Annotated in this window: 21 protein-coding genes; 6 read left to right on the forward strand and 15 right to left on the reverse strand. The window is 64.9% G+C overall.

Annotation, left to right across the window (positions count from 1 at the left end; translation table 11 throughout):
- Positions 1-52: 52 nt before the first annotated feature.
- The gene (locus TSA1_RS09285) at positions 53-895 is read right to left on the reverse strand and encodes a C40 family peptidase (protein WP_100176088.1); all 843 of its coding nucleotides are present in this window, start codon (positions 893-895) and stop codon (positions 53-55) included.
- Complete coding sequence (locus TSA1_RS09290) at positions 888-2,261, reverse strand: leucyl aminopeptidase family protein (RefSeq protein WP_100176089.1); 1,374 nt, start codon at positions 2,259-2,261, stop codon at positions 888-890. The genes TSA1_RS09285 and TSA1_RS09290 overlap by 8 nt, the downstream gene beginning before the upstream one ends.
- Before the next feature lie 201 nt (positions 2,262-2,462).
- On the opposite strand from TSA1_RS09290, the gene TSA1_RS09295 reads away from it, so the two are divergent.
- Both TSA1_RS09295 and TSA1_RS09300 read left to right on the forward strand, forming a co-directional pair.
- Complete coding sequence (locus TSA1_RS09295; RefSeq protein ID WP_100176090.1) at positions 2,463-2,666, forward strand: hypothetical protein; 204 nt, start codon at positions 2,463-2,465, stop codon at positions 2,664-2,666.
- Between the two features lie 184 nt (positions 2,667-2,850).
- Positions 2,851-3,681 (forward strand): tetratricopeptide repeat protein, encoded by an 831-nt coding sequence (locus TSA1_RS09300; RefSeq protein ID WP_100176091.1) that lies wholly within the window; start codon positions 2,851-2,853, stop codon positions 3,679-3,681.
- Between the two features lie 61 nt (positions 3,682-3,742).
- Here the strand turns inward: TSA1_RS09300 and TSA1_RS09305 are convergent, their stop codons facing one another.
- The 10 genes from TSA1_RS09305 to TSA1_RS09345 all read right to left on the reverse strand — a co-directional run bounded on the left by TSA1_RS09305 (position 3,743) and on the right by TSA1_RS09345 (position 12,661).
- Entirely contained in the window at positions 3,743-4,717 is a 975-nt protein-coding gene (locus TSA1_RS09305; protein WP_100176092.1) for a type II secretion system F family protein, read from the reverse strand.
- A 9-nt stretch (positions 4,718-4,726) separates the two neighbouring features.
- Positions 4,727-5,704 (reverse strand): type II secretion system F family protein, encoded by a 978-nt coding sequence (locus TSA1_RS09310; RefSeq protein ID WP_100176093.1) that lies wholly within the window; start codon positions 5,702-5,704, stop codon positions 4,727-4,729.
- A gap of 10 nt (positions 5,705-5,714) precedes the next feature.
- Positions 5,715-7,181 carry a TadA family conjugal transfer-associated ATPase gene (locus tag TSA1_RS09315; RefSeq protein WP_100176094.1) on the reverse strand — a complete coding sequence of 489 codons (1,467 nt, stop codon included), beginning with the start codon at positions 7,179-7,181 and terminating at the stop codon, positions 5,715-5,717.
- 18 nt (positions 7,182-7,199) lie between these two features.
- Positions 7,200-8,468, reverse strand: coding sequence for a CpaE/TadZ family protein (locus tag TSA1_RS09320; protein ID WP_100176095.1), 1,269 nt, complete (start codon positions 8,466-8,468; stop codon positions 7,200-7,202).
- Complete coding sequence (locus tag TSA1_RS09325; RefSeq protein ID WP_100176096.1) at positions 8,465-9,199, reverse strand: CpaD family pilus assembly protein; 735 nt, start codon at positions 9,197-9,199, stop codon at positions 8,465-8,467. Before TSA1_RS09325 ends, TSA1_RS09320 begins: the two co-directional genes overlap by 4 nt.
- Positions 9,200-9,219: 20 nt before the next feature.
- Positions 9,220-10,695, reverse strand: coding sequence for a type II and III secretion system protein family protein (locus tag TSA1_RS09330; protein ID WP_174719291.1), 1,476 nt, complete (start codon positions 10,693-10,695; stop codon positions 9,220-9,222).
- An 11-nt stretch (positions 10,696-10,706) separates the two neighbouring features.
- Positions 10,707-11,507: a Flp pilus assembly protein CpaB gene (gene cpaB / locus TSA1_RS09335; RefSeq protein WP_174718833.1), complete on the reverse strand. Its 801-nt coding sequence runs from the start codon at positions 11,505-11,507 to the stop codon at positions 10,707-10,709.
- A gap of 125 nt (positions 11,508-11,632) precedes the next feature.
- Complete coding sequence (locus TSA1_RS09340) at positions 11,633-12,157, reverse strand: A24 family peptidase (protein WP_100176098.1); 525 nt, start codon at positions 12,155-12,157, stop codon at positions 11,633-11,635.
- 124 nt (positions 12,158-12,281) lie between these two features.
- Complete coding sequence (locus TSA1_RS39620; protein ID WP_174718668.1) at positions 12,282-12,419, reverse strand: hypothetical protein; 138 nt, start codon at positions 12,417-12,419, stop codon at positions 12,282-12,284.
- Between the two features lie 77 nt (positions 12,420-12,496).
- Positions 12,497-12,661, reverse strand: a complete 165-nt coding sequence (locus tag TSA1_RS09345) for a Flp family type IVb pilin (RefSeq protein WP_097660093.1) — start codon at positions 12,659-12,661, stop codon at positions 12,497-12,499.
- Positions 12,662-12,929: 268 nt separating this feature from the next.
- Between TSA1_RS09345 and TSA1_RS09350 the strand changes: the two genes are divergently transcribed.
- The 4 genes from TSA1_RS09350 to TSA1_RS09365 all read left to right on the forward strand — a co-directional run bounded on the left by TSA1_RS09350 (position 12,930) and on the right by TSA1_RS09365 (position 15,828).
- A complete protein-coding gene (locus TSA1_RS09350; protein WP_100176099.1) occupies positions 12,930-13,757 on the forward strand; it encodes a sterol desaturase family protein in 828 nt (275 codons plus the stop codon).
- A 157-nt stretch (positions 13,758-13,914) separates the two neighbouring features.
- On the forward strand, positions 13,915-14,412 hold the full coding sequence (locus tag TSA1_RS09355; RefSeq protein ID WP_100176100.1) for a pilus assembly protein N-terminal domain-containing protein: 498 nt from the start codon (positions 13,915-13,917) through the stop codon (positions 14,410-14,412).
- 202 nt (positions 14,413-14,614) lie between these two features.
- The gene (locus tag TSA1_RS09360) at positions 14,615-15,190 is read left to right on the forward strand and encodes a TadE/TadG family type IV pilus assembly protein (protein WP_100176101.1); all 576 of its coding nucleotides are present in this window, start codon (positions 14,615-14,617) and stop codon (positions 15,188-15,190) included.
- A gap of 5 nt (positions 15,191-15,195) precedes the next feature.
- Positions 15,196-15,828: a TadE/TadG family type IV pilus assembly protein gene (locus tag TSA1_RS09365; RefSeq protein ID WP_100181051.1), complete on the forward strand. Its 633-nt coding sequence runs from the start codon at positions 15,196-15,198 to the stop codon at positions 15,826-15,828.
- Positions 15,829-15,922: 94 nt separating this feature from the next.
- Here the strand turns inward: TSA1_RS09365 and TSA1_RS09370 are convergent, their stop codons facing one another.
- The 3 genes from TSA1_RS09370 to TSA1_RS09380 form a co-directional block, all read right to left on the reverse strand.
- Positions 15,923-16,135, reverse strand: coding sequence for a cold-shock protein (locus tag TSA1_RS09370; protein ID WP_097659975.1), 213 nt, complete (start codon positions 16,133-16,135; stop codon positions 15,923-15,925).
- 263 nt (positions 16,136-16,398) lie between these two features.
- Positions 16,399-16,686: a translation initiation factor IF-1 gene (gene infA, locus TSA1_RS09375; RefSeq protein ID WP_024340539.1), complete on the reverse strand. Its 288-nt coding sequence runs from the start codon at positions 16,684-16,686 to the stop codon at positions 16,399-16,401.
- 24 nt (positions 16,687-16,710) lie between these two features.
- Positions 16,711-18,306 (reverse strand): DEAD/DEAH box helicase, encoded by a 1,596-nt coding sequence (locus TSA1_RS09380; protein ID WP_100176102.1) that lies wholly within the window; start codon positions 18,304-18,306, stop codon positions 16,711-16,713.
- Positions 18,307-18,376: the final 70 nt, after the last annotated feature.

Genomic DNA, 18,376 nt, shown 5'->3' on the forward strand with positions numbered 1-18,376 from the left:
CAAAACAAGAATCTAGAGCTTCGGTTCTGATTCAATCAGAACACAAAATGCTCTAGAGCCGCTTGATCGCGACGACCTCGCTGCCGGCCTTCCTGATCCGGACGATGGCCGGCTCGATCGGTTCGATTACCGTCGCCATGTGATGCGCATTGGCGTGAACCATGGTGCTGGCATCGCGGACGATGGCGACATGTCCCTTCCAGAAAATCAGATCGCCGCGCTGCAAGCTGCCCCGTTCATGCGGCTCCAGGGCGCGGCCGAGCCCGGCCAGCTGCATGTCGCTGTCGCGCGGGCAGCCGATCCCAGCCGATGTCAGCGAGACCTGGACGAGACCGGAGCAATCGATGCCAAGACTGCTCTTGCCGCCCCAGAGATAGGGCGTGCCGACGAAGCGCTCGGCGACCGCGACGAAATCAGGCTCGCGATGATCGAGCGGGACGAGATGCGTCTTCGGCAGATATCGTCCCTCGTGCGTCACGGCGAAGCTGCCATCTTCGCGTGCGACGGCGAGCCTGGATCCCATCACCAGCGTCTCGGCCGGCGGCAGCTTGATCGAGGGGCCGGGGAAGGCGAATGTCCGCAGCGCGCTGACCACATGGGTTGGCGTGGCCAAGGGTTTCACGAGCGCGGCTTCCGGCAGCCAGCCGACATAGCCATCGCCATTGAGCTGGCCCCACGCCCAGCCTTCGCCATTGCGGTCGTAGACCGTGACGCGTTCGCCGCGCAGGGCCTCCGTCATCAGCATCGCGTTCGACGAGGGCTGCTCGCGCACCGGCGCGACCGGCTCGGCCACCTCGAATTCCTCGCCGGTGACGTAGCGATCCGCCTCGACCTTGCCTTCGAGATATTTCGCGGCGAGGTCGCCTCGGGCCGGAGTTATTCGCGGATCATGCATAGCGCTCGCTCAGCAAGGTGTAGATGGCGCGCGCGGCCTGGCACTCGCCGCCTTCGGGTCGCGCCGGCTTGGCCGACGGCGTCCAGCCGTAGATGTCGACATGAAGCCAGCTGCCGGCATGCTCGACGAAGCGTTGCAGGAACAGTGCGCAGGTGATCGAGCCGGCAAAGCCGCCTGACGGCGCGTTGGTGATGGTGGCCGCCTTGGAATCCAGCCACGCATCGTAGGGCGGCCACAGCGGCATGCGCCACAACGGATCGTTCTCCTTCGCCGCGCAGCGCGCGACATCGGCGGCGAGGGCCTCGTCATTGGTGTAAAAGGGCGGCAGATCCGGTCCCAGCGCGACGCGCGCGGCGCCGGTGAGCGTGCCCAGATCGATCAGCAACTCGGGCTTCTCCTCGTCGGCCAGCGCCAGCGCGTCGGCGAGCACCAGGCGGCCCTCCGCATCGGTATTGCCGATCTCCACCGTGATGCCCTTGCGCGAGGTGAAGATATCGAGCGGGCGGAAGGCATTGCCGGCGACGGCGTTCTCGACGGCCGGGATCAGCACGCGCAGCCGCACCTTCAGCTTCGCGTCCATCACCATGCGCGCCAGCGCCAGCACATTGGCGGCGCCGCCCATGTCCTTCTTCATGATCAGCATGCCGCTCGACGGCTTCAGGTCGAGCCCGCCGGTGTCGAAGCAGACGCCCTTGCCGACCAGCGTCACCTTGGGATGAGCAGGATCGCCCCAGCCGATGTCGATCAGCCGCGGCGCGCGGCTGGAGGCCATGCCGACGGCGTGGATCAGCGGGAAATGCTTCTCCAGCTCAGCGCCGATGGTGCAGGCAAAGCTCGCCCCGAATTCGGCGGCCAGCGCTTGCGCGGCAGCGGCGAGCTCGTCCGGGCCCATGTCGTTGGACGGCGTGTTGATGAGGTCGCGCGCGAACATCGCGGCGTCGGCGATCCGCTCGATCCCGGCGGCATCGACGCCGTCGGGCGGCACCAGCCGGACGTCGGGCCTGTCAGCCTTGCGGTAGCGCGCGAAGCGGTAGCACCCCAGTGCAAAGGCGAGCGCCGCCAGCCGTACATCGTGAGGTGCATTGGCAAAGCGATAGGTGCCCGGTGGCAGAAGCCCGGGCAGGGCGCCGGGCCGGAACAGATCACGCGACCTCGCACCCTCGTCTTCGAGGCCGAACAGCACCTGCGCCACCGCGCCGTCGGGCGCAGGCAGCGCCAGATAGGCGCCCGGCTTGGCGGTAAAGGCACATGCCGTGACGAACTGCCGCTGCTGCGGCGGCAGCTGCTCGGCGACCTGATCCCAGCTCGATTTGGTGACGAAGAGGATCGGGATGGCGGTGGATGAGGTCTCGAAGACAGAAGGCATTGGCGGGTCCGGATCGTCGGATCAAACGGGGCATGCGAACGGACGAGACTTCGCAGAGTTTCGCCGCGGCCGCAATCGGCTTTGCTGTCACCGTTCAGCGAGCCGCTACTCGCAGCAAGGCGCTCATGCTAGGTTCCGGCAACGGTCGCCGGGGATGAGAATTCGGGCGGCCGACGACAAAGCGCGCCGGGAGGACATGCAATGGAATTTGTGTGGAGCGTGGTCACATTCATCGGCCAGGCCATCGAGGTGATCTTCGGCTATGTCGAGCATCACCACTGGATCTTCGCGTTCCTTGCCGGTGGCTACGTGTTCTATCTCCACGACCGATCCGTCCACGCGCGGTTCGATGCGCTCGACAGGCGTATCGACGAAATCCGCAAGCGGCTCGCCATCGAGTATTGAGGTCGGAGCTGCCGAGGCATCCGAATGAGCAGGTGAGGGCGCCCGCCTCGATCGCGGCTTCGGCGGCGGGCATCGCAAGCCTCGCCGCGAGACGTGCGGCTCGGGGGCGTTAACCGGCCGTTAGGGTTAACAGTCTATTGCTGGCGCGTTCGGCTCGATCAATCGGCTCGAGAGTCAAAGCGTCATGCGTCAACGGTTCAGTCTTGCCCGGCTTCTTGCGTCCACGTCGATGGTCGCTGCGGTGGCCATGGGCCTCGGCGGCTGCACGGCCATGTCGAAACTCTCCGACGTGACGGGCTCGATCGGCGGACCCCGCGCGGAGGCGCCTCCGGCCGACCGCGCGCCCACCGATCCGGTGCGCGCCGTCGAGGTCTATGGCGAGCGCTACCGCGCCAATCCCAAGGATGCCGACACCGCACTCGCCTACGGTCAGGCGCTGCGCGCCAACGGCCAGCGCGCCCAAGCCGTCGCCGTGCTCGAACAGGCGACGATCGCCAATCCGGGCAACAAGGCGCTGCTCGCCCAGTACGGCCGCGCCCTCGCCGACAACGGCAGTTTCCAGCAGGCCTACGACGTCCTGTCGAAGGCGCATTCGCCTGACAATCCGGACTGGCGCCTGCTCTCGGTGCAGGGCACCGCGCTGGACCAGATGGGCCGTCACGAGGAGGCGCGCTCCTATTACACGACTGCCCTCAAGATCGCGCCGGGTGATCCTGGCGTGCTCTCCAATCTTGGCCTGTCCTACATGCTCTCGAGAGACCTGCCGAAGGCCGAAGAAGCGCTGCGGCAGGCCTATGCCTCACCGCGTGCGAGCGGCCGGGTGCGGCAGAATCTCGGCCTGGTCGTCGGTCTCCAGGGCCGCTTCGCGGAAGCCGAGACCATCGTCAAGGCGGATCTGCCGCCGGATCAGGCTGCGGCCAATGTCGCCTACCTCAAGGAAATGCTGAACCGCAACGACGGTCAGCGCGGCGCACCGAAGCGCACGCCGGTTGCCGCGCTCAGCCAGGGCGACTGATCAAATCCGATTTTGCCGTCTTGCAGCCGCGCGGTTCCCGCGCGGCGCGCCTGCGTTCCCGTCACTGCATCTCGCTGATCTTGATGCCGGTCGGCCCGAGAATGACCACGAACAGCACGGGCAGAAAGAACAGGATCATCGGCACCGTCAGCTTCGGCGGCAAGGCGGCAGCCTTCTTTTCGGCCTCCGTCATGCGCATGTCGCGGTTCTCCTGCGCCATGACGCGCAAGGAATGACCGAGTGGGGTGCCGTAGCGTTCCGCCTGCTGAAGTGCCAGACACACCGACTTGACGCCCTCGAGCCCGGTGCGCCGGGCCAGATTCTCGTAGGCGACCTTGCGATCCTGCAGATAGGACAATTCGGCCGTGGTGAGCGTGAACTCCTCCGACAGCGCGATCGACTGGCCGACGATTTCGGTGGCGACCTTCCGGAACGCCATCTCGACCGACATGCCTGACTCGATGCAGATCAGCAGCAGGTCGAGCGCGTCCGGAAAGGCGCGCTTGATCGAGAGCTGGCGCTTGGAGATCGCGTTCCGCAGGAACAGCATCGGCGCCTGGAGGCCGAGATAGGCCGCGCCGATGCAGATGCCGATCTTGATCGGCATCGACTGCTCCATATGCGCGATCAGGAACACATACACGATCGAGCCGATGAACAGCACGATCGGAGCGACCATGCGGGCAAACAGGAAGGTGATGTAGGGCGCCTGACCGCGGTAGCCCGCCATGATGAGCTTGTCGCGCGCGGCTTCCTGCGCGAGCCATTTGGTGAGGTTGAAGTCCTCGACGACCTTGGAGACGATCTGTTTCGGCGTCTGGCGCAGCGTGACCTTTTCGTTCTTGTGCAGGCGCTCACGCTCGCGCTGCCGGATGCGCTCGCGCTCGCTCGCCACCGCCTTCATGCGCTTGGAGAGTCCCTCGCCGGCGAACAGCGGCATCACCAGCGTATAGACGGTGGCGCTGGCGGCAATGGCCGCCAGCAGCATGGTCATGAAGCGGACGTCATGTAGCTTCGCAACGAGAAATTCGACCATACGGCACCGTCAGAAATCGAAATTGATCATCTTCTTCATCACCATGATGCCGATCGACATCCAGACGACGCAGCCGACCAGCATCAGCTGGCCGGTGGGGTGAGTCCAAAGCAGCGAGATATATTGCGGTGTCGTGAGGTAGACGAGGAACATCACGATCGGCGGCAACGAGCCGATGATGCCGGCCGAGGCCTTGGCTTCCATCGACATCGCCTGGATCTTCTCTCTCATCTTCTTGCGGTCGCGCAGCACCTTGGAGAGGTTGCCGAGCGCTTCGGAGAGGTTGCCGCCCGACTTCTGCTGGATCGAGACCACGATGCCGAAGAAATTGGCCTCCGGCAGCGGCATGCGTTCGTAGAGCCGCGAGCAGGCCTCGCCGAGCGGCATGCCGATCGCCTGCGTCTCGATGATCGCCAGGAATTCGCTGCGCAGCGGTTCGGGCGAATCGGCTGCGACGACCTTGATCGATTCGAACAGCGGCAGGCCCGCCTTGATGCCGCGGACGATCACGTCGACCGCGTCCGGCAGTGCCGCCAGGAACTTAGTCTCGCGCCGCTTCTTCAGGAAGCTCAGCGCCCAGCGCGGAAGGCCGAAACCGCCGGCAAAGGCGAGGCCGACAGCGCCAATCAGGCCGCCGCCGGCGAACAGGGCGACCGCGAAGAATGCGGCGGCGACGACAGCCGACACGATCCAGAATTTCTGCGGCGTCCAGTCGAGCCCCGCCTGCGACAGGCGGACGGTGAGCGGCACGCTCTTCTCCTGCAGGCGTCGCGCCTCCAGATCCTTCAGCGTGGTCTCGACCTGCTCGCGGCGCGAGCGCTGGGTCTTCTCGGCTTGACGGGTCGTGGGCGCCTCGGCGCGCGAGATCGAGGCGCGGCGGCTTTCGGCCTTTCGTTCCCCCGACAGCAGCGGATAGAGGAAGACCCAGGCGATGCCGCCGACCGCTGCCGTGGCGAGGAATGCGAGGGCGAGAACTTGCATGTTCATGGCGACCTGCTCACGTCTTCGGCGTGACTTCCGCCGCGTCCAGCGCAGCGGCAAGGCGTTTTTCGTCGCCGTAATAGCGGGCGCGTTCCCAGAATTTCGGCCGGCCAATGCCGGTCGAGCGGTGACGGCCGATGATCTTGCCGTTGGCGTCCTCTCCGACCATGTCGTAGAGGAAGATGTCCTGGGTGATGATGGTGTCGCCTTCCATGCCCATCACCTCGGTGATGTGGGTGATGCGGCGGGAGCCGTCGCGCAGGCGCGCCGCCTGGACGATGACGTCGATCGAGGCGCAGATCATCTCGCGGATGGTCCGCGAGGGAAGCGAAAAGCCTCCCATCGTGATCATGGATTCGCAGCGCGACAGGGCTTCGCGCGGGTTGTTGGCATGCAGGGTGCCCATCGAGCCGTCATGGCCGGTGTTCATGGCCTGGAGCAGGTCGAACGCCTCGGGTCCGCGGACTTCGCCGACGATGATGCGTTCGGGGCGCATACGCAGGCAGTTGCGCACCAGTTCGCGCATGGTGACCTGACCCTCGCCCTCGATATTGGGCGGGCGGGTTTCCAGCCGCACCACGTGGGGCTGCTGGAGCTGGAGCTCGGCAGCGTCCTCGCAGGTGATGATGCGCTCGTCGTGCTCGATGTAATTGGTCAGACAGTTGAGCAGCGTGGTCTTGCCCGAGCCGGTACCGCCGGAGATCAGCACGTTGCAGCGGACGCGGCCGATGATCTGGAGGATCTCGGCGCCTTCTGGCGAGATCGCGCCGAACTTGACGAGCTGATCAAGCGTCAGCTTGTCTTTTTTGAACTTGCGGATGGTGAGCGTCGGGCCGTCGATCGACAGCGGCGGCACGATGGCGTTGACGCGGGAGCCGTCGGCGAGGCGCGCGTCGCAGATTGGAGAGGATTCGTCGACGCGCCGGCCGACCTGGCTGACGATGCGTTGACAGATGTTGAGCAGCTGCTGGTTGTCGCGGAAGCGGATGCCGGTGCGCTGGATCTTGCCCGCGACTTCGATATAGACGGTGTTGGCGCCGTTGACCATGATGTCGGCGATATCGTCGCGCGACAGCAGCGGCTCGAGCGGACCGTAACCCAGAACGTCGTTGCAGATGTCGTCGAGCAGCTCTTCCTGCTCGGCGATCGACATCACGATGTTCTTGATCGCGATGATCTCGTTGACGATGTCGCGGATTTCCTCGCGCGCGGATTCCGAGTCCAGCTTGGCGAGCTGGGCGAGGTCGATCGCCTCGATCAGCGCGCCGAAGATGGTGGCCTTGACCTCGTAGTAATTGTCCGAACGCCGGCTCTCCATCGGCGGAGGCGGCGGAGCCTTGGCAGGGGCAAGCGGCGGTGAGGCGACGGCCGGCGCCGGGGCGCGCGACACCGTCGGCGCCGGAGCCTGGGCAGGCTCGGGCGACACGGCGCCGGGCTTGGGCGCCCGAAGGTCGGTGTCTGTTCCGCTACGCTTACCGAACACTTAACAACTCCACGCGGGCTATTTTCCCCGCAACTTGTCAATCAGGGGTGAAAGCAGGGACGACTTTTGCTTCTTGGTCTCGCTGCGGCCGGTCAGGCGCTGGGCGATCTGAAGGAACATCTCTATCGACTTGTGGTTGGCGGAAATCTCCGCGATCATCTGGCCGTTGTTGGCGGCCGAGCCGAAGATCTGGGGCTCGAACGGGATCGAGACGATCGGCTGGCTCTCGATCGCCTTGGCGAACTCCGTGGCGGCGATTTCGGGCCGCTTCGGCACGCCGACCTGGTTCAGGCAGTAGAGCGGCGGCCGGTCGTTGGGGCGCGCGGCCTTCAACAGATCGAACAGGTTCTTGGCATTGCGCAGATTGGCGAGGTCTGGGGCGGCCACGATCAGGATGTCGTCCGCTCCGATCAGGGCGCGCTTGGTCCAGCCCGACCATTGATGCGGAATGTCGAGCACGATGCAGGGCATGGTGGAGCGCAGCGTATCGAACACGGAATCGAAGGCGTCGGTACCGAAATCATAGACGCGGTCGAGGGTTGCCGGCGCCGCCAGCAGGCTGAGATGGTCGGTGCATTTCGACAGCAGGCGGTCGATGAAGGCGGTGTCGACGCGATCGGGCGAGAACACGGCGTCGGCGATGCCCTGCGGCGGATCCTGGTTGTAGTCGAGACCGGCGGTGCCGAAGGCGAGGTCGAGATCGGCGACGACGGCATCCATCGCAAGGTCACGGGCGATCGCCCAGGCGACATTGTGGGCGATGGTGGAGGCCCCGACGCCGCCCTTGGCGCCGACCACGGCGATGATGCGGCCGACCGCCTTGGCTTCCGGTGCCGAGAACAGGTTGCAGATCGAGCGCACGACGTCGATCGCGCCGACCGGCGCGAGCACGTAGTCGCTGACGCCGCGGCGCACCAGCTCGCGGTAGAGCATGACGTCGTTGATGCGGCCGATCACGACCACGCGGGTGCCGGCATCGCAGACGGTGGCGAGCTGGTCGAGCCCGCTCAAGAGATCGTTGCGGCCGTCGCTCTCGAGCACGATGACGTTCGGCGTCGGAGCCGAGCGGTAGGCTTCGATCGCGGCCGCCATGCCGCCCATCTGGATCTTCAGATGGGCCTTGCCGAGGCGGCGATCCTCGCCGGCCGACTGGACCGCGGCCGCGGTTTCCACGGTCTCGCAGAAAGCCTGGACCGAGACGCGCGGCGCGGGCGCAATATGCTCCTCGACCGGCGGAGGAGTTGCATCCGGCTGCTCTTCGTGTGTCTGGCGGGCGTAGCTGATCATTTGCCGGTGTCGCTGAGTTTGGCCTTGTCGGCCTCAGGATAGGTGACTGCCGTCGACGTTCCCTTGCGATACTTCTCGAAGGCCGCCGTGCGCCGTATCGTGTAGGAAGGCGTCTCGGGCCGCGGTTGCTCGAGGTCCGACGGATTGTCGACCATGGCGGCGAGATTGCGCTGATACGCGCAGCCGTAATTGTAATAGTCCTTGTTCTCGAACCAGCTCTTGTTCTTCATCGAAGGACCGATGTCCTCCGGCCACAGGCCGCAGGGACCCGCGACCGCGGCGATCTTGGAATAAGTGAGCCGGATCGGCGGCAGGAAGCGCTTGTCGTCGGGCTGGTAGGGGCGAACGTTGACGCCGCGCGGCGGAACGCCTGCGCCCGCCAGCATCGCCTGGATTTCTCGCATCGTATCTGCGACCGGACGCGCATTGGGCGTGCCGGACGGTACGTCGATGCGGATGGCGCCCGTGCCTTCGTGCAACCATGCCGACGCGACGCCCATCACGTCCGCGCGCTGGGCGGCGGTCAATCCGCCGCGCGCATGGCCGACGAAGACGACGATCGAACGGTTCTGCTCCTCGATCGCGATCGGATGGCGCTGCTTGTAGTCGTCGGGAATGGAGGCGGTGACGACTTCGTTGTGCTGGCAGCCGCCAAGCGCGAGCGTCAGGCCGACGAGCGCGCCACCGAGGCGGACGGCGCCTTTGCGAAGCTGGGGTGGTCTTGTGATCATCGTGAAGTCCCCGTTCCGCCTCAATCGGTGATGAAGCCGTAGGTGCCGCGGTAGTTCTTGGCCGGTTCGGTCCGGCCGGGCACGCCGTAGAGGCGGTTGATGTTGCCGATCAGCTGGGCCTGCGGATCCGGTGGCGGGGCGAAGCCGTCATCCGGCCGCGACAGGTCCTTCGGCGCCACCGCGCGAACGACATACGGCGTCACGATCACGACCAGCTCGGTCGCGTTGTTGACGAAGTCGCGGCTGCGGAACAGCGTGCCGAGGATCGGAAGCTGCATCAGTCCGGGCAGTCCGCTGACGGCCTGCTTGGTCTGCTGCTGGATCAGTCCGGCCATCGCCATCGCGCCGCCGGAGGGAATTTCCAGCGAGGTCTCCGCGCGGCGGGTTCTGATCGAGGGCACTGTCAGCGAGTTCACCGACGTCGAGGTCACGGCCTGCGACAGCGTGATTGCGTTCTCGTTCGACAGCTCGGAGACTTCGGTCATCACGCGCAGGCTGATCTTGCCCTCGCTCAGCACCACGGGGGTGAAGTTGAGCGAGATGCCGAACTTCTTGAAGCTGATCTGGGTGGTACAGACATGCGTGGTGGGGTCGCACGCATAGCCTGCCGGGACCGGGAATTCACCGCCGGCAATGAACGTCGCCGATTCGCCGGAGATCGCGGTCAGGTTCGGTTCGGCCAGAGTGCGGATCACCCCCGCGGTTTCCATCGCGCGCAGGGTGGCCTGCACCGTCGGCGCGCCGCCGAACTTCGTCGTCAGGTTGTTGCCGTCGACGAGATTCTTGCCGAGCGCCGTGAACGGATTGGAATTGGTGAAGCTCACCACCGACGTGCCGTAATTGAGGTTGGCGGTGAGGTCGATGCCGAGCTGCTTGACGATGCTGCGCTGGACTTCCGCCACCGTCACCTTGAGCATGACCTGATCGCGGCCACGCACGACGATCGAATTCAGCACCTTGTCGGAGCCGCCGGCCAGGCGCGCCGCGAGATCGTTGGCCTGCTGTGCCTCGAGCGGATTCGCCGCCGTACCGGTCAGGACGACGCCTTCTCCCAGTCCGTCGATCTGGATGTCCGAATTGGGCAGGACCTGCTTCAGCGCGGCCCGCACGCCGTTGAGGTCGCGCTTGACCGCGATGTCATAGGCCGCAATCTGCTGACCGGCGGAATCGAAGAACACGATGTTGGTTTGGCCGACCGTGGCGCCGATGATGTAGGCGCGCTGGGCCGAGCGGACCACGGCATTGGCGATCTTGGGATCGGCGACGAGCACGTCCTTGATGTCGCGCGGCAGGTCGATCACGATGGACTTGCCGACGCCGAGCGAGAGGAAGCGCGCGTTCATCTGGCCGTCCGCCGCGGCCGGCGCCACGGGACGGTAATCGGCGGCGACCACGGGGGTCAGCACCGGGTTGAGCGCCAGCGCGAGAGCGGCCGAAAACGACAGGGCGCGAACCATGGAGGTTCGCAACGTCGCCAAATTCACCCTGTTTTTCATATCGACTGTCTTCATCGTGCTTTCGCCGTCTGACTTGGAATGCCGTAGCGAATGATCGAAATGCCGTCCCGCTTCTGTGCGGAATCGTCGAGCGTGATTTCGCTCATCTTGATGTCCACGATGCTGCGCAGTGCCAGCGACAGCGTGCCGCTCTGGCGGGCCGCGGAAAGCGTCGCGGTCTGCGCGGGATTGAGCTCGAGGGTGACGGTCTTGCCGACCACCGCGTTCTGGCCGTCCTTCTCCTTCGGCGCCTGGTCGATGGCCAGGACTCGGATATTGGACAGGATGATCTCGGAGGTGACGATGTCGGGAGCGCCGTTGGCCTGGTCCGGATTCTTCAGCCGGCGCGTGAGCAGGACGTCGACGCGATCGTTGGGCAGGATGAAGCCGCCCGCACCGGTCTCCGGCGAGATCTCGGTCGAGATCGCCCGCATGCCGGTAGGCAGGATCGCCGCCATGAAGCCTGAGCCTTCGGGCTTGACCAGCTTCTGGTCGCGGATCGGCTCACCCTGAATGAAGGGAGATCGCGCGATCGAACCGGTGACCTGGGTCGCGCCCTCGGGACGCTCGTTGCGGCGGATAAAGGTGGCGCTGGCGGTCGCAGCCGGCCAGGTCTGCCATTGCACGTCTTCCGGCTTCACGGTCTGGCCGAGGCCGATGTCGTTCTTGGCCACGAGAACGTCGACGGTGGGAAGCTGCGCGACCGGAGCCACTGGGGGCGGCGCAGAATTGTCCGAGCCGCTCGCCAGGTACGCGGCGACGCCGCCGGCGCAGATGGCGACCGTCAGGACGACAATGCGTGCCCTATTCATACGCTTCACTTTCCACAAGACGCCGCGACGCTGCCGCCGCCGTAATCGGCAGTTGACCAGCTATTCGTCAAAGCATGGTTAATGAGGCGTATCTAAATCGCCTTAACGCAGGGTTACCCGTGCGTTCAGCGCAGTGCGAGGTGGGCGAGGTCGATCGCCTTCACCCATTCGGTCTCCGGGTAGACCATCAGCGCGCTCAGCGCGAGCGCGATGCCATAGGGGATGCCGCTCTCCTTGGCGTGCAGCCGTGCGAGCCAGGCCTGACCCGCCAGCCCGTAGGGCAGCGGCCATTGCCGGAACTGGAGCAGGAGCAGCGTCAGCGCGCCGCCGAACAGCGAAGCGTAGAGCAGGAAGTTCACCAGTTGCGCGAAGCCGAACCAGAGCGCGACGGAGGCGGCAACCTTGGCATCGCCGCCGCCGACCCAGCCCATCGCGAAGCAGGCGAAGGCCACGACCAGCAGAAGCGCCCCGGCACCGACGTGGGCAAGCACCTCGTAAGGTGCCATGCCACCGGCAAGGGCAAGCGCGAAGAAGCCTGCGACCAGCGCCAGCGACACCCGATTCGAGATCGTCATGGTGAAGAGATCGCTCGCGGCGGCGAACGCCATCAGGGCCGGGAAGAGCAGAAGGCGCGCAAGGTCGAGGATCATGGGCTGCGTCTTGAGGCCTGGTTTTGCCGCGGGAACTGGCGTCGCCGGATGCTAGCCCGCAGTGCTAAACAAACCGACAACGGCCCGAAGGGACGTGCGGGACCGAAGCCGGCGGAACGCGTGTTCACCAGAGGCTGGCAATGCGTGCGGCGAGCGCGACCGTTGCAAGCAGCAAGGCAAGGCAGACCCAATAGACCGGCGATGCGGCCTGCGCCCCTGCCTCGTTCGCCGCGACCGCGGCATCGGTACTGTACTTGCGCAACGCCACTGGAACTCGCCGTCTTCAGAAAAGCAAAGGCCCCGGAGGTCCGGGGCTTTTGCCGTCGTCCGGTGACCTGCTTACTTCAGCGAAGAGCTGATCGAGGTGAACTTGGTGTTCAGCGTGGTGCCGAGATTGTTGACGACGGTGATGATGGCCAGCGCGATGCCGGCGGCGATCAGACCGTATTCGATGGCGGTGGCGCCGGATTCATCCTTCGCGAAACGCGCAATCAAGTTCTTCATGAACAAAACTCCATCTGGGGTGGGATCGCCTCGTTCGGCGCCGTCTTTGACCCGATGACCATGATAGCCGAGCTCTTTCGGCGCGGTTAATTCGATCGAGCAAACCCGGCTCTGGCGCGATGCTTTGGCGCAGAGTGAATTTCGCCTTAAGACGGCGCCTGCAAACCGTTCCGGTTCCGGATGCACCGCCGGCGCGGCGGTCGCTTCATCCTCCCTTAAATTTCGCGGAGTACGCCTAAGGGCACGGAATCCGCGGAGAGAGGCGACGATGTCGAGCCTGCCCATGCTAGTCGCCCTGATGATTGGCGAGACCATCATCAAGGTGATCCCCGTCACCTTCGTGCTCGCGGCAGTCTTCACCGTGCTCGAGCATTTCTGGGCCTGCAATCCCGGCGCGCCGTGGTGGCGCAAGCGCGAGATCATCACAGACATCTGCTATTGGTTCTTCGTTCCGGTCTTCGCCCGAACGATGCGGATCGGACTTCTGATCGTCGGCGCCGGCGTCGTCTTCAACATCCATGACGCCGACGGGCTCATCGCCTTCTACGACAACGGCCACGGTCCGCTGTCGGAGCTGCCGCTGTGGGTGCAGGGCGCGCTGTTCCTGGTGCTGTCTGATTTCATGCTCTATTGGGTGCACCGGCTGTTTCACGGCGGTGGCTTCTGGAAGTATCACGCCGTCCATCATTCGTCGGTGGAGATCGGCTGGATTTCGGCGGCCCGCTTCCATCCCGTCAATCTCGTGCTCGGCACGATCAGCGTCGACGTCGTGCTGCTGATGGCCGGTATCTCCCCGAACGTCATGATCTGGGTCGGCCCTTTCACCACCTTCCATTCGGCCTTCGTGCACGCCAACCTGAACTGGACGTTCGGACCATTCAAATACCTGCTGGCGACGCCGGTGTTCCACCGGTGGCACCACACCTCGCTCCAGGAGGGCGGCGATACCAATTTTGCCGGAACGTTCCCGATCTGGGACGTGCTGTTCGGCACCTTCCGCATGCCGGAAGGGCAACTGCCGCAGGATTACGGCAAGGACGAAGCGACCATGCCGAGGGAGTTCGGCGGCCAGCTGGCCTATCCATTCCGCCAATAGGGCGGAAATTCGGGGGCGCAAATATCCAGTCCGTTCAAACAATCGCCGGCGAATTTGCGGAACGTTCATGAATTAAAGGCAGGTTAGCCGGGTCGGGCACCGGCTCCGCTGTCATCTGTTCGCTTCTGCCGGTTTGTGACGTCCCGGGGGTAAGAGTATGCGTAAAGAGTTGCTGCGCCGTCAGGCGCGCGTCTGTCTTCTGGTTGCCGCCGCCGTGTTGGCATCGCCGGCGGCCGGTCTGGCCGAACCCACAGCCGATACCATTGCCGTCAGCGTCGACCAGGCCAAGCTGGTGCGACTGCCCGGCAAGGTGGCGACCATCGTGGTCGGCAATCCCCTGATCGCCGACGTCACGCTCCAGCCCGGCGGCATGATCGTCGTGACCGGCAAGGGCTACGGGGCCACCAATTTCATCGCGCTGGACCGGGCCGGCGAGATCCTGGTCGACCGCCAGATCCAGGTCGAAGGTCCAAGCGACCGGCTCGTCACGGTCTATCGCGGGGTCGAGCGCGAGTCCTACAGCTGCATGCCGCTTTGCCAGCGTCGGGTGACGCTCGGCGACAGCGACGCCTACTTCAACAACACGATGAGCCAGGCCGGTTCGCTGAGCAACAATGCCAGCGGCAACGCCGGTGCGGGCGCCAAGACCAATTGACCGGATCGGCTGCGCCTGAACAGGCCTTGGCGTTTCCGCGTCAGGGCGACGTCTCTCTGCGCGTCGTCTTCTCCCGCCAGCGTGTGCGGTTAACGCATCCTTAACGGTGCGGTTGGAGGAGCGTGAATCGCCTGCAACACTTAAACAATCAGTTTTAGCTAATGATCGCAGATAATCGCCGCTGCTTCAGGAATTTGACGCGATGCCTCCACCTACCAGGTTCACGCTCCGCAAAGCGCTATGCCGGTTTCGTGGCAGCCGCCGCGGCTCCGCGGCGGTCGAGTTCGCGCTGGTCGCTCCGATCTTCTTCGGGCTGCTGTTCGCCATCATCGAGACGGCAATGGTGTTCTTCGCCGGCCAGGTGCTCGAAACCGTCACGCAGACTTCCGCGCGCGCCATTCTGACCGGCCAGGCGCAGGCGCAAGGAGGCTCGGTGGCGGCCTGCCAGACGAAGCCCAACGTGGTCTCGGCGTGCGACCAGACGACGTTCAAGGCCTATGTCTGCACCCAGATCCCGGCGCTGTTCGATTGCAGCAAGCTTTACGTCGACGTGGTGAGCACAACCTCCTTCACGACGCTGAGCCTTCCCGATTACGGCGATTCCTGCAGCTTCAACCCGAGCGGCGTGCAATACAATCCCGGCAGCGCCAGCCAGGTCGTCGTAGTGCGGATGTTCTATCAATGGCCGCTCTTCGTCACCGGCCTCGGCTACAACATCGGTTGCAGCAGCAAGCGGCTGCTGGTGGCGACCGCGGCCTTCAAGAACGAACCCTTCTGATGCAGATGGATCTGGGCGGACCAATGCAGGCGATTGCGAATTTCTCGAGGAATGCCCGCGAGGCGGTGCGCGACTTCCTCGCCGACAAGCGCGCGCTCGCGGCGACCGAATTCGCGGTCATCGTCCCGCTGATGCTGGTGATGTTCTTCGGCACGGTCGAATTCTCGTCGGCCATTGCGATCGATCGCAAGGTCACGCTGATTGCGCGAACGCTGTCCGATCTGACATCGCAGTCGACGACGCTTGCCGATTCCGACATGCAGAACTCGTTCACGGCAAGCATCTCGATCATCATGCCTTACGACGCTTCTCTCGTGAAGAGCTCGATCTCCCAGATCTATATCGATGCCAACAGCATTGCCACGGTGCAGTGGAGCAAGGCCGGCACCATCGCGAACGGCGCCACGCAAGCGACGCTGGCAACTTCGGCTCGCAAGGCCGGCGACAAGGTGACCAGCCAGATACCCTCGACCCTGCTCGTTCCGTCGACCTACCTGATCCTCAGCGAGGCGAGCTACACTTACAAGCCGACCGTGGGCTACGTGTTGAAGTCGAGCATCCCGCTGAGCGATCTGTCCTACACGCGGCCGCGTCAGGTCACCTGCGTTCCCTACAACGGCGTGCCGTCCTCGTGCTGACATCCTTGCGCAGGACCTGAAATGAAAAAGGCCGTGCGTTGCGCACGGCCTTCCTGCTTTCTCGCGAGCCGATCGGGCCAGGGGCCCGACGGGTTCAGCCTGCGGCGCGGAGGTTGTCCGCTGCCGACTTGCCGGAGCGGCGGTCGGCCACGACCTCGTAGGAGATCTTCTGACCTTCACGCAGCGTGCCGAGGCCAGCACGTTCCACGGCGCTGATGTGGACGAACACGTCCTGGCCGCCATCGTCGGGCTGAATGAAGCCGAAGCCTTTGGTCGCGTTAAACCACTTCACGGTTCCCATGCTCACGGGGGTAGTCCCTTCTCAGATAACACAATGTCAGAGCCCGCTCGCGCGGGCCGGTTGGATCGAATTTTGGAAGGGTCGTCAGCGTGTCTGAACCGGCTGTACCGGTGGATGCTAATGTCGTCCGGCCGAAAATCGATAATTTCATTTTATCGGAATTGGGGCCTCAAAACAATCCGGGCGCACACGATTTTTTGATCCACCGTGGCGTCCACGGCGGATCATCATACAGGTTGGAATTCCGCTTCTTCCGCGCCGGCAATCGATCAGCGGCGGCGGAACTGGCCGCCACGCTGTCCGGGGCGAGGGGGGCCGCCCGCGGTGCTCGGACGTTCGTCCTTGTGGCGGAAAATCAGGCGGCCCTTCTCGAGGTCGTAGGGCGACATCTCCACCGTCACGCGGTCGCCCGCCAGCGTCTTGATGCGGTTCTTCTTCATCTTGCCGGCGGTATAGGCAACGATCTCGTGTCCGGCATCGAGCTGCACGCGGTAGCGGGCGTCGGGGAGGATTTCGGTGACCAGTCCTTCGAACTGGATCAGCTCTTCCTTAGCCATGTGGGTGTCTCCAGTCGTGGACTGCTAGTTCGAATGAGGATTGCGGTTCGGTCGGCCGGTGGGGCGACTCTCGCGACGCAAAAAGGCAACGCCTTGTATTCCATCAGGCTTGCCGGCGCTATGCGCGGGACGCTGTTCCGACCGATCGGCTGGTGAGGAGTTCACCTTACCACCGTTACCGCGGCGGCGGCGAGACCCCTTGGAGGCCTTGTGGCCTTCACCGGGCCTGCCATCAACAGATCTGCCCTCGAATTGGCGTCCTTCGACGGGCCTGCCGTCAACATGCCGGCTGTCGCCCTGCCTGCCGGCGCTATGGTGACGTCCGTCCTGCCTGTCGTCGCGCCGCCCGTCGCCGTGCCGGGCGCCCTGCGGGCGCTGGCCCGGGCGGCCGCCCGGTCGTCCCTGTCGTTGCTGCTGCGGGGGCGGACCGGCGTCGCGGCGGCCGGCATCGGTGCGGAGGTCTTCGCGCGGCAGCGTCACCTTGATCAGCCGCTCGATGTCGCGGAGGTAGCTGAGTTCTTCGCCGCCTGCGACCAGCGAGATCGCGGTGCCCTCGGCGCCGGCGCGCGCGGTGCGGCCGATGCGGTGGACGTAGGTTTCCGGCACGTTGGGCAGGTCGAAATTGATGACATGGCTGATGCCGTCGACGTCGATGCCGCGGGCGGCGATGTCGGTGGCAACCAGGGTGCGGATCTCGCCCGAGCGGAACTGGGCGAGGGTGCGCTCGCGATGGTTCTGCGACTTGTTGCCGTGGATGGCGGAGGCAGGGATGCCGGCCTTCTCAAGGGTTTTCACCACCTTGTCGGCGCCGTGCTTGGTGCGGGTGAAAACCAGGGCGCGGTTGACCTGCTCCTGTTTCAACAGCTTGGCGAGGAAAGCCGGCTTCGCGGAGAAATCGACCTGGATGATGCGCTGCTGGATGCGCTCCACGGTCGAGGAGACCGGGGTCACCGCGACGCGGGCGGGGTCACGCAGCATGGCGTCGGCGAGCTCGGCGATATCTTTCGGCATGGTGGCCGAGAAGAACAGCGTCTGCCGCTTGATCGGCAGCTTGGCGACGATTTTGCGGATGTCGTTGATGAAGCCCATGTCGAGCATGCGGTCGGCCTCGTCGAGCACGAGGAACTCGACGCTGCCAAGCTTCAGCCCGTTGCTCTGCACGAGGTCGAGCAGGCGGCCCGGGGTGGCGACCAGCACATCGACGCCCTGCATCAGGGCGCGGACCTGGCGGCCCATCGGCACGCCGCCGATGGCCAAGGTCGAGGACAGGCGGATGTGGCGGCCATAGGCGTTGAAGCTGTCGAGGATCTGCCCCGACAGCTCGCGGGTCGGCGACAGCACCAGGACGCGGGCCGTCTTGGGCTGCGGCTTGATGCGGTTCTCGAGCAGGCGGTGCAGGATCGGCAGCGCGAAGGACGCGGTCTTGCCGGTTCCGGTCTGGGCGATGCCGACGACGTCGCGGCCGGTCAATGCCAGCGGAATGGTCTGGGCCTGGATCGGGGTGGGGGTGACGTAATTCTCTTCCTGAAGAGCGCGCGCGATGGGTTCGGCGAGGCCGAAGTCCTGAAACGAAGTCAAAAGAGGGGTTCTTTCCATGTCGAAAGCGAACGCCCGGCGCATCTAGCGCGGCGCGCGCAAAAGGGTGTCGAGGAGACACCTGCGTGTTTGGGGTGTCGGATGGCTTGGGAGA

This window comes from Bradyrhizobium nitroreducens (genome assembly GCF_002776695.1).
Classification (GTDB): domain Bacteria; phylum Pseudomonadota; class Alphaproteobacteria; order Rhizobiales; family Xanthobacteraceae; genus Bradyrhizobium; species Bradyrhizobium nitroreducens.

Coding starts and splice junctions, on each gene's coding strand:
- TSA1_RS09325 (WP_100176096.1), bottom strand. CDS start 9,199: ATGATCACAAGACCACCCCAGCTTCGCAAAGGCGCCGTCCGCCTCGGT.
- TSA1_RS09305 (WP_100176092.1), bottom strand. CDS start 4,717: ATGGTCGAATTTCTCGTTGCGAAGCTACATGACGTCCGCTTCATGACC.
- TSA1_RS09365 (WP_100181051.1), top strand. CDS start 15,196: ATGGATCTGGGCGGACCAATGCAGGCGATTGCGAATTTCTCGAGGAAT.
- TSA1_RS09295 (WP_100176090.1), top strand. CDS start 2,463: ATGGAATTTGTGTGGAGCGTGGTCACATTCATCGGCCAGGCCATCGAG.
- TSA1_RS09380 (WP_100176102.1), bottom strand. CDS start 18,306: ATGCGCCGGGCGTTCGCTTTCGACATGGAAAGAACCCCTCTTTTGACT.
- TSA1_RS09360 (WP_100176101.1), top strand. CDS start 14,615: ATGCCTCCACCTACCAGGTTCACGCTCCGCAAAGCGCTATGCCGGTTT.
- TSA1_RS09355 (WP_100176100.1), top strand. CDS start 13,915: ATGCGTAAAGAGTTGCTGCGCCGTCAGGCGCGCGTCTGTCTTCTGGTT.
- TSA1_RS09345 (WP_097660093.1), bottom strand. CDS start 12,661: ATGAAGAACTTGATTGCGCGTTTCGCGAAGGATGAATCCGGCGCCACC.
- TSA1_RS09300 (WP_100176091.1), top strand. CDS start 2,851: ATGCGTCAACGGTTCAGTCTTGCCCGGCTTCTTGCGTCCACGTCGATG.
- TSA1_RS09310 (WP_100176093.1), bottom strand. CDS start 5,704: ATGAACATGCAAGTTCTCGCCCTCGCATTCCTCGCCACGGCAGCGGTC.
- TSA1_RS09320 (WP_100176095.1), bottom strand. CDS start 8,468: ATGATCAGCTACGCCCGCCAGACACACGAAGAGCAGCCGGATGCAACT.
- TSA1_RS09350 (WP_100176099.1), top strand. CDS start 12,930: ATGTCGAGCCTGCCCATGCTAGTCGCCCTGATGATTGGCGAGACCATC.
- TSA1_RS09290 (WP_100176089.1), bottom strand. CDS start 2,261: ATGCCTTCTGTCTTCGAGACCTCATCCACCGCCATCCCGATCCTCTTC.
- TSA1_RS09340 (WP_100176098.1), bottom strand. CDS start 12,157: ATGATCCTCGACCTTGCGCGCCTTCTGCTCTTCCCGGCCCTGATGGCG.
- TSA1_RS09330 (WP_174719291.1), bottom strand. CDS start 10,695: ATGAAAAACAGGGTGAATTTGGCGACGTTGCGAACCTCCATGGTTCGC.
- TSA1_RS09285 (WP_100176088.1), bottom strand. CDS start 895: ATGCATGATCCGCGAATAACTCCGGCCCGAGGCGACCTCGCCGCGAAA.
- infA (WP_024340539.1), bottom strand. CDS start 16,686: ATGGCTAAGGAAGAGCTGATCCAGTTCGAAGGACTGGTCACCGAAATC.
- cpaB (WP_174718833.1), bottom strand. CDS start 11,507: ATGAATAGGGCACGCATTGTCGTCCTGACGGTCGCCATCTGCGCCGGC.